Annotated in this window: 8 protein-coding genes and 2 pseudogenes; all 10 read left to right on the top strand. The window is 38.5% G+C overall.

Going from position 1 to position 8,873, the window contains the following annotated elements; translation table 11 throughout:
• The first annotated feature begins 721 nt into the window (after positions 1–721).
• The gene (locus tag ACFVSH_RS19425; protein ID WP_387594740.1) at positions 722–1,879 is read left to right on the top strand and encodes a trans-sulfuration enzyme family protein; all 1,158 of its coding nucleotides are present in this window, start codon (positions 722–724) and stop codon (positions 1,877–1,879) included.
• A 425-nt stretch (positions 1,880–2,304) separates the two neighbouring features.
• Complete coding sequence (locus ACFVSH_RS19420) at positions 2,305–2,577, top strand: helix-turn-helix domain-containing protein (protein WP_387596023.1); 273 nt, start codon at positions 2,305–2,307, stop codon at positions 2,575–2,577.
• 152 nt (positions 2,578–2,729) lie between these two features.
• A pseudogene (locus ACFVSH_RS19415) lies at positions 2,730–3,269 on the top strand (DUF4372 domain-containing protein); the annotation flags it as partial.
• 105 nt (positions 3,270–3,374) lie between these two features.
• The gene (locus tag ACFVSH_RS19410) at positions 3,375–4,196 is read left to right on the top strand and encodes an amino acid ABC transporter substrate-binding protein (protein WP_387594743.1); all 822 of its coding nucleotides are present in this window, start codon (positions 3,375–3,377) and stop codon (positions 4,194–4,196) included.
• A 12-nt stretch (positions 4,197–4,208) separates the two neighbouring features.
• Positions 4,209–4,892, top strand: coding sequence for an amino acid ABC transporter permease (locus tag ACFVSH_RS19405; protein WP_387594745.1), 684 nt, complete (start codon positions 4,209–4,211; stop codon positions 4,890–4,892).
• Positions 4,893–4,912: 20 nt separating this feature from the next.
• Positions 4,913–5,656 (top strand): amino acid ABC transporter ATP-binding protein, encoded by a 744-nt coding sequence (locus ACFVSH_RS19400; protein ID WP_387594747.1) that lies wholly within the window; start codon positions 4,913–4,915, stop codon positions 5,654–5,656.
• A gap of 156 nt (positions 5,657–5,812) precedes the next feature.
• Positions 5,813–5,929 (top strand): annotated as a pseudogene (locus tag ACFVSH_RS19395) (aminotransferase class I/II-fold pyridoxal phosphate-dependent enzyme); the annotation flags it as partial.
• A gap of 143 nt (positions 5,930–6,072) precedes the next feature.
• Positions 6,073–6,654, top strand: a complete 582-nt coding sequence (locus ACFVSH_RS19390; RefSeq protein ID WP_387594750.1) for a cysteine dioxygenase family protein — start codon at positions 6,073–6,075, stop codon at positions 6,652–6,654.
• Between the two features lie 725 nt (positions 6,655–7,379).
• Positions 7,380–8,357 carry a thioredoxin-disulfide reductase gene (gene trxB, locus ACFVSH_RS19385; RefSeq protein ID WP_387594752.1) on the top strand — a complete coding sequence of 326 codons (978 nt, stop codon included), beginning with the start codon at positions 7,380–7,382 and terminating at the stop codon, positions 8,355–8,357.
• Positions 8,358–8,359: 2 nt separating this feature from the next.
• Positions 8,360–8,701 carry a thioredoxin family protein gene (locus ACFVSH_RS19380; RefSeq protein ID WP_387594754.1) on the top strand — a complete coding sequence of 114 codons (342 nt, stop codon included), beginning with the start codon at positions 8,360–8,362 and terminating at the stop codon, positions 8,699–8,701.
• Positions 8,702–8,873 lie beyond the last annotated feature (172 nt).

Genomic DNA, 8,873 nt, shown 5'->3' with positions numbered 1-8,873 from the left:
CATTAAAGGCCTATTACGTTGGAACCCCCTTTATAAAAGGTATGACGTCAGTTAGTTAAAATGCTTATAGATTAGCTTATATAGAAGTTTTTAAATTGAAAAAAGGCCAGTAACAGAAATACGCTCTGTTACTGGCCATTTACAAAAACTCTGTTCTCTTTTAAAATAATTTATTTATTTTTTTTTCTAGGGTTAAATGCTCGATTTGAAATCTTATTTCACCTTCATCCTTTTCAGGTTCCATCTCTACCCAATCCCCATTTGTATGAGTCATTGGCATGGAGCCTTCTTGAAAAAATCTATGAAGTCGGCAAATTATTAGGCAGCCCGCATTAAAGCAAAAGGCGAGTAGTTTTTTAAAATACAGAATAATAACAATGGTCCATGCTGATATTTGAGCATGGTTCCTTTTCTTAGGTAGTGCAGGAGAAGGAACAGTGACTTGTCTGCAAAATGAAATACCAAGAAGTTAGAAGGGTAGCTAAATTTTTTCAATTTTAGAAAAATATTATCAATATTGCTAAATTGGTAATTTCGATAATTACTATGTTTTACAGTGTACCTTGCCAAAAATGAAAATAAATAAAGAATTTAAATATTAAAACTGTAGATTTTATAAGGTTTACAGAATTGGCATAATTTTTGCATATAAAGATTTGCATACAACGAAGAAATAAAACGGCAGCATTTCAGATTACTAAAATTAGGAGGCATAATAATAATGAACTATTCATCAAAGCTAGTAAAAGTAAATAAAGATCCAGGGCATGGCTCACACATCTCCCCTGTTTATATGACTTCAACTTTTGTTTTTGATAATGCAGAAGTAGGAGCACAACGCTTCGCAGGAGAAGATTCAGGATTTATGTATTCACGACTGGGAAATCCAAATGTAAGAGAACTGGAAGAGAAGGTAGCGGCATTGGAATTTGGCGAAGGTTGTTTAGCTTTCTCATCTGGAATGGCTGCCATAACTGGCTGCCTTTTGGGTGTTTTGCAGGCAGGAGATCACGTTGTTGCACACACAGCGTTGTATGGGGCGACGCACGCATTTCTATCCAAAACGGTAAAGAAATTTGGAATTGATGTAACATTTGTACCGTTTAAGACAGGGAAAGAGCTTGAACCACATATTACAGATAGAACGAAAGTGGTCTACTTCGAAACTCCTTCTAATCCGACGCTTTCCTTAGTGGATATGAAGAGTGTAGCGGCGATCGCAAAGCAAAAGGGTATCTTAACTATTGTTGATAATACGTTTTTGTCCCCATATTTACAAAATCCTATTCTATGCGGCATTGATATTGTTGTCCACAGTGCAACGAAGTATTTGTCGGGTCATGGATATCTTATTGGCGGACTAGTGATTTCCAGCAAGGAAATTATTGATCCGATGAGAAAAGAAGTGCAGAAGACTATGGGAGCAAATTTGGCCCCTATGGATGCCTGGCTTCTCTTTCAAGGGATACGTACATTGCACATTCGCATGGACCGCTCACAAGAAAATGCACAAATTTTGGCTGAACGCTTGGAAAAACATAAGGCTATAGAGAAGGTTTATTTTCCAGGGCTAGCAAGTTTTGAAGATAAAAATATTATGGAGAAACAAATGAAAGGTCCTGGAGCAATGATTTCTTTTGTCTTGAAGGGGGGATACGAAACAGGTGTTAAAGTTATGAATTCTGTAAAACTGAGTACTTTAGCAGTTTCCCTAGGAGATGTAGGTACATTAATTCAACATCCAGCTTCGATGACACATGCGATAATCCCTAAAGAAGAAAGAGAAAAAGCAGGTCTTTATGATGGACTCGTTCGTTTTTCGGTTGGAATTGAGGATGTAGAAGATATATGGAAGGATCTAGAAATGGCATTAGAATAACGGCACGGCTGTAGGATTTGTCAATTTCATTGCGGTTAAGGGAATTTATAATGCTGGCATGAATAGCAAATTACTATCCATATTTAAGAGATTAGCGAAGCAAGGAGGCAAGTGATGTATAAAAAAGGAAAAGGGAGGCTCCTGAATTCTGATGGAGTCAGTGCAGTATCAATCCTCGAGGGTCGGTCAAAAGATTTTCTTCCGCAATTGGGGAGGCTTCTAGCGTAACAGTCATGCGGGAATAATCAAGGCGGGGATAGGAATTGAACCGGAAGATTTGTTGAGTGTTTAGGTTAAATATGATCTGGAAAAATCCAAGTAGATAAAGAAGGTGTAAAAATTCTAAACCTACTGGTTTTAGAATTAAATCATGTCATTGAAGAACGGAATAAACCAGTATATGAGATGTTTTCAATGTTAGGAAAATCCTTGTATTAGTTGCGGATGAATTAAAAATTAGTTTATCGACACTTTATCGTAAGCTAAAACGATACAATCTAAAAGTTTATCCACTTTACCTGAGATTGCAAATGTTATTTGCAATCTTTTTTCGTCTCCGTAGGGGATATTTCGCATATTTGGAAATATCTTTTCCGAATTTGGGAACCGAAAAACAGTTCGGATCGGTAGGATATCACCATGTTCGTCGCGGAAATGGGAATTTATCAACTAGTTCGATAGTAGGAATGTTGAATTAACAAGGATTTTATTTTGGCACAACCCTTGCATAATATTATTACGAAAAGGAGGAGGTGGAGTCCATTTGAAAAGTATAGATAAAATTTACAGAATATTATAACTATAAAGAATAATGAAACTGGAAATCTGTAAACCATCCATTTTTTTGAAAATGCAGGGGGACACCAGTGTTGTATTTTGGTTTTCACCAATAAATTTTCAATTATTCGAGGAACAGGTGAAAATGATGAAATTAGATTACTATACGACAAAATTAACAACGGAGTCGTTCTTAAAATTACTGCCTTTTGCGTAGCTAGAAGAAGTCGAAAGCCTTCATGCGCTGGGCGATTGTCTTTTCGATGACCAGCTTCAAAAGGGAATTAACCTTGATTCTATTAGTATTTCTCAGTTGTCACGCCGTTTAAGTATGAATCCAGATCTATTCCAAAGGCTTTTTGTGTAACAAATTCATGTCAAAACGCATTATACGAAACTTGTGATGCCGTTAAAAATCATCGATTCAAGCACTTTGCCACTCAATTTGACGAATCAAAAATGGGCAGAAATCCGCAAAACGAAGGAGGAAGTGAAGTTGCATCTGCGTCTTGTGTTTATGGAAAAAAGAATTTCCTATCCTGAAAAAGCCGTTATGACAACTGCCAAAGAACATGACCGCGGCCTGCTTGAAATCATGCTAGAGGACAAACAGAACCACCTTTTATAAGGTATTTACCTTTTTGGCTCCAAACAGAAAGAGTGATTAAACTGAAAATTATGACACTACTTATCAACGCTGGTGAGGGGGGAATTATTTATGAAAAAGAGTTTCATCATCATCGCTTTTTCGATACTCGTAGCACTTGTATTATCTGCATGCGGAAAGGCTGAAAATCAGGCAGCAAGTCAACCAGGCAAACAGGCAGATGAGAGCAGGGATATACTAGAGCAAATTAAATCGAGTGGGACCATTAAAATTGGAACAGAAGGAACCTTTGCACCTTTTAGCTACCATGATTCTTCAGGGAAGTTAACCGGTTTTGATGTTGAAATCGCGGAGGAAGTAGCAAAAAGACTTGGTGTGAAACCAGAATTCATTGAAACCCAATGGGACGGTATGTTCGCAGGACTCGATTCAAGGCGGTTCGATATTATTGCTAATAATGTAGGAATTACTCCTGACCGCCAGAAAAAATACGATTTTTCAGTGCCGTATATTATGTCAAAACCTTTCTTAATTGTTCACAAGGACAATAATACGATTAAATCATTTGAAGATTTGAAAGGAATAAAATCAGCTCAGACATTAACTAGTAACTATAAAGATATAGCAGCATCTTATGGTGCTGAGATCGTTGGAGTGGAAGGTTTTAATCAATCCATTGATTTATTACTTTCAAAACGTGCGGATGCGGTTGTAAATGACGGACTATCCTACCTAGATTTCAAAAAGCAAAAACCTGATGCACCGGTTAAAACTGTCGCAGAACTTGATGATCCGGCAAAAATGGGGGTCATGATGAGAAAAGGGAATAAAGAATTGGAAGAGGCCGTAAATAAAGCGCTTTCCGACATGATGAAGGATGGTAAATATTTAAGTATTTCACAAAAATATTTTGGAAAAGATGTTTCAAAATAGGGAGGGTTCTACATGTTTGCTGATGAAAGAATGGACCAAATTTTTGACATCATTGTAAATTCCTTTTTCCCGATGTTAAAAGCTGGGGTTGCGTTTACGGTTCCCTTGACATTAGTATCCTTTTTACTGGGACTCCTACTTGCTTTACTTACGGCATTAGCTCGAATCTCGGGAATTAAACTCCTAGACGCTGTTGCGAGATTTTATGTATGGGTGATTAGGGGAACACCGCTGCTTGTTCAGTTGTTTATCATTTTCTATGGCCTTCCGAGTATAGGCATTACGATTAGCCCCCTTCCTGCTGCGATTATCGGTTTTACGCTTAGTGTTGGCGCCTACAACTCAGAGATTATTCGTGCGGCTATACTCTCCATTTCCAAAGGTCAATGGGAGGCGGCTTATTCTATTGGGATGAGCTATCCGCAGGCATTAAAAAGAATTATTCTCCCTCAGGCAACAAGGGTATCTGTCCCGCCTTTGGCAAACAGTTTTATTAGCTTGGTAAAGGATACATCGTTGGCTGCTACCATTACGGTGACTGAGATGTTTAGAGTTGCTCAGCAAATTACCGCAACAACCTATGAACCATTGGTACTCTATTGTCTAGCAGGATTTATTTATTTGATTTTCAGTACCGTTCTTTCGAATGCTCAAGGACAGATGGAAAAACGGCTCGACCGTTATGTGACGGGCTAATTTGATAGGGGGAAATATACATGATTGAAATAAAGAACCTGCATAAACAATTTGGACAAACAGAGGTTTTAAAGGGAATCGATCTAAAAATTAAGGAAGGCCATACAGTTTGTATTATTGGGCCATCGGGTTCAGGGAAAACAACCTTGTTACGCTGCCTGAATTTATTGGAAACGCCTACAAAAGGGACCATCAAGCTTGGAAAGTTTTCTTTGGATTTTCAGGATAAAAAACCAGTTCCAAAAGATAAGGTGATTAAGTTCCGTCAACAAACGGGTATGGTTTTCCAAGGTTACAATTTGTTCCCTCATATGACTGCACTTGAAAATGTTATGGAAGGTCTTGTTTATGTTCGTAAACAAGACAAGGAAGCCTCTCGTACGAAGGCTCTTCAATTGCTGAAAAAGGTAGGACTATCGGAACGGGCGAACCACTATCCATCCCAGCTATCCGGTGGACAACAACAACGTGTAGGAATTGCACGGGCGATGGCTATGGAACCTGAAGTTCTGCTTTTTGATGAACCTACTTCCGCGTTAGATCCTGAGTTAGTTGGTGAGGTTCTTAAGGTCATGAAAGAACTTGCTAAAGAAGGAATGACCATGGTTGTAGTGACACATGAAATGAATTTTGCGCGTGAAGCAGCGGATAAAGTTGTATTTATTGATAAAGGTGTAATCGTTGAAGAAGGAACACCTCAACAAATTTTTGAAAATACAGGGCATGAACGGACATTACAATTTTTAAATAGACTTTGTTCATAGGTAAGGGCAGGTACCCCCAAGCTGCGGAAAAATGGAAAACTCGTTACTCGGCACTTTCCCGCAGGTTAGAACGACAGAATCTTATAACTTATACCCTGGGATTGCAAATTTCAATTGCAATCTTTTTTTGAATAACTAAGATAAAATTTTCAAACTTGGGAGATGGATTTTGCAGATTTAGAGGCTCAGATTGATTCTTCCGTTAAAATATTAATCCTTTGCAGCCCGCATAATCCGGTGGGAAGGATCTGGACACGACAAGAGCTCACACGGTCTAGGGGGAGAAGGCTTTATGATAACGAATATCGCATGTCCTCGCTCTACTATGGAAAAAGCTCTACTACAGTTAGAACAAGCAGTCAAGCAACTTTCCTATACAGGAAAGTAAAACATCAGAATATTGGGGAGGAATTAAAATGGATCACACGAATGAATATGATTTCAAAAATTTTGTTCAAGATATGACGGTTATGGTGGAACTTAGTCAGAATGATAACGAATGTGTTGTGGAAGCAGAAAGGTTAGTGAGGAAATTAATTCAATCCCAATCATGGCTTCCTTCTGAGAAAAGAAGACCCAGTGAGGGAGGGTACACGCGGCATCTGTTGTATTGTGACCCAGAGGATCGTTTCGAAGTGATCGTGCTAGTCTGGAATCCCGGCCAGAAGACCACTCTTCATGATCACGATGATACATGGGGAGCAGAAGGAGTTGTAGCGGGTAAGGTTAAGGTGACTAATTATATACGATTAGAGGAATTATCTGGGGGTAATATTGTTAAGTTACAGCATACTGATACTATCATTGTAAACGAGCAGAATACAGGAAAGCTACTGCCTCCAGCAGACTGTCATATCTTGGAGGGGGTAGGTAATAAACCAGCAATCACGATCCACGTTTATGGAAAGCAATTGAGAAAATTTCGGGTATTCACCCCTTTAGACGAAGAGGGGCTATATCTTGCAAAAGAAAAGCGGGTTGAATACTCCCCTGCTTAGAATCGATTAAATAGTGAAAGTGTGGTCCGGTCTGTCCTTACATCCTAAGCAGAGGCGGGCTACACAAATTCATTTTGGCACATTCAGAATTTAATGGAGAGAATGCGGATCTACAACTAATCATAATAAAAAGCCACCTTAAAAAAGATGGCTTTACCTCTTAAGTCTAATAATAAGGATTAACATGGTAAAAGTAAGGATTAACATGGTAAGGATTAAAAAGGTAAAGGTAAACATGATGAGGACGATTACGGAAACCAAATTCATTTAGACGCCAATTACTTAATTTAAATGTCTCATTGGTAGACCATAATGTTTTTTTAAGACAGCCCATAGTCTAACACACCTTTTTTCCATATCTTATGAATGAGTAAATGAGTATGATTGGGTCGTGATAAGCTTCCATTAATGTTGGCGGTATTGCCATATGCCTATTTCCCATATGTTTCTTGCCTTTTTGTACCATTATTCGATTTAGTGGTGCCAATGGATTTGCAAATATTGTTCAAGTGTTACAACAACTATCTTGTATCTTTCCTTTATAACTTTCTTGGACCGTTTTGTTACATGTTTTCTTGGTCTTGAAAAAATTTTTCTCAAACGTGATAGAAAATAGGAATGATTAACCTATAAGAGGCTGAAAAAATAGTGATTTTGCAAGGAAATAAAGATTGGCACGAATATTGCAAATTAATATTCATGACTAAGAGATAAGGAGGTAAGCGATGTATAAAGCCGTTATTCTAGGAACTGGACCTGCTGGGTTAACCGCAGCAATCTATTTAGCACGTGCAAACATAAGTCCTTTGGTCATTGAAGGGCCTGAACCAGGGGGGCAATTGACATTGACAACAGATGTCGAGAATTTTCCTGGTTTTCCTGAAGGGATTATGGGACGAGAGTTGATGCAGAACATGCGAAAGCAAGCTGAGTTTTTTGGAGCAAAGTTTAAAAGAGGCTGGGTTAAAAAAGTCGACTTTTCCAATAACCCTTTTACCTTAACGGTGGAAGGAATAGGGGAGCTTAAAACGGAATCTCTAATCATTTCAACGGGAGCTTCAGCGAAACTTTTGGAGATTCCAGGGGAAAGAGAAAATATTGGTCGTGGGGTAAGCACCTGTGCAACATGCGATGGATTTTTCTTTAGAGGAAAGAAAATTATCGTTGTCGGGGGCGGAGATTCTGCTATGGAAGAGGCAAATTTTTTAACGAAGTTTGCTTCGGAGGTTCGGGTTGTCCACCGCAGAAAGGAGCTTCGCGCTTCCCAAATTATGCAAGACCGTGCCAAAAAGAATCCAAAGATTACGTGGAGCTTAAATTCCATTCCTGAAGAAGTGATCGCAGGGGATCGACACGTTACTGGCTTGAAAGTGAAAAACAGCGAAACAGGAAAAGAGGAAGTTCTGGAAAGTGATGGTGTTTTCATTGCCATTGGGCACAAACCGAACACAGCATTTTTAGACAATCAAATCAAAACGGACGATATGGGATATATCATGGTGAATCCTGGTACAACCGAAACGAATATCCCAGGTGTATTTGCCTGCGGGGATGTTCAAGATCATAAATATCGCCAAGCCATTACGGCTGCGGGAAGTGGTTGTATGGCTGCTCTGGATTGCGAAAAATATCTTGATGCAAGTGAATTATGTAGTGGAAACAATCAATCTATCAATGAGAACCAAATATTGGGAGGGTTTTAATAATGAAAGAGATTAAAACAAAACAAGAGTTTGAAGAGGCGATTTTATCAACAAAACCGGTTATGGCCAAATTCTATGCCGAATATTGCCCAGACTGTCAGCATACCGATTTATTTATGCCCATCTTGGAAGAAGCGTATAGAGAAAAAGTAGATATGATTGCGGTAAATCGTGAACATTTTCCAGAGGTTTTAGAGAAGCTGGATGTGTACGGAATCCCAAGCTTTATTGTTTTTAAAGAAGGGAAGGAACTGAACCGCTTTGTAAGTAAACTTGGAAAAAGTCAGGAAGAGGTTGAACAGTTTCTTAATCAAATTGTAGAGGCAAGTGGAAAACTAGGATAGAAAATCCTTGCATGGAGCCAATAAATATTGAGCAGTCACTCAATATTTATTGGCCTCTTTTTAGTATCGACAATCTTATCAACTATTTTTTCATAGAAACTATACGGTTTTTAAAGTTCGAATAACACGGAGACTTTGTGCATGTAGTAGATGAGTATTGTATGACCTTTTT

Origin of the sequence: Peribacillus sp. NPDC058002 (assembly GCF_042886655.1) — a bacterium.
In the GTDB taxonomy this organism is placed as follows: domain Bacteria; phylum Bacillota; class Bacilli; order Bacillales; family DSM-1321; genus Peribacillus; species Peribacillus aracenensis.
The sequence above is the reverse complement of the archived record's forward strand: the minus strand, read 5'-3'. Positions and strand labels throughout refer to the sequence as shown.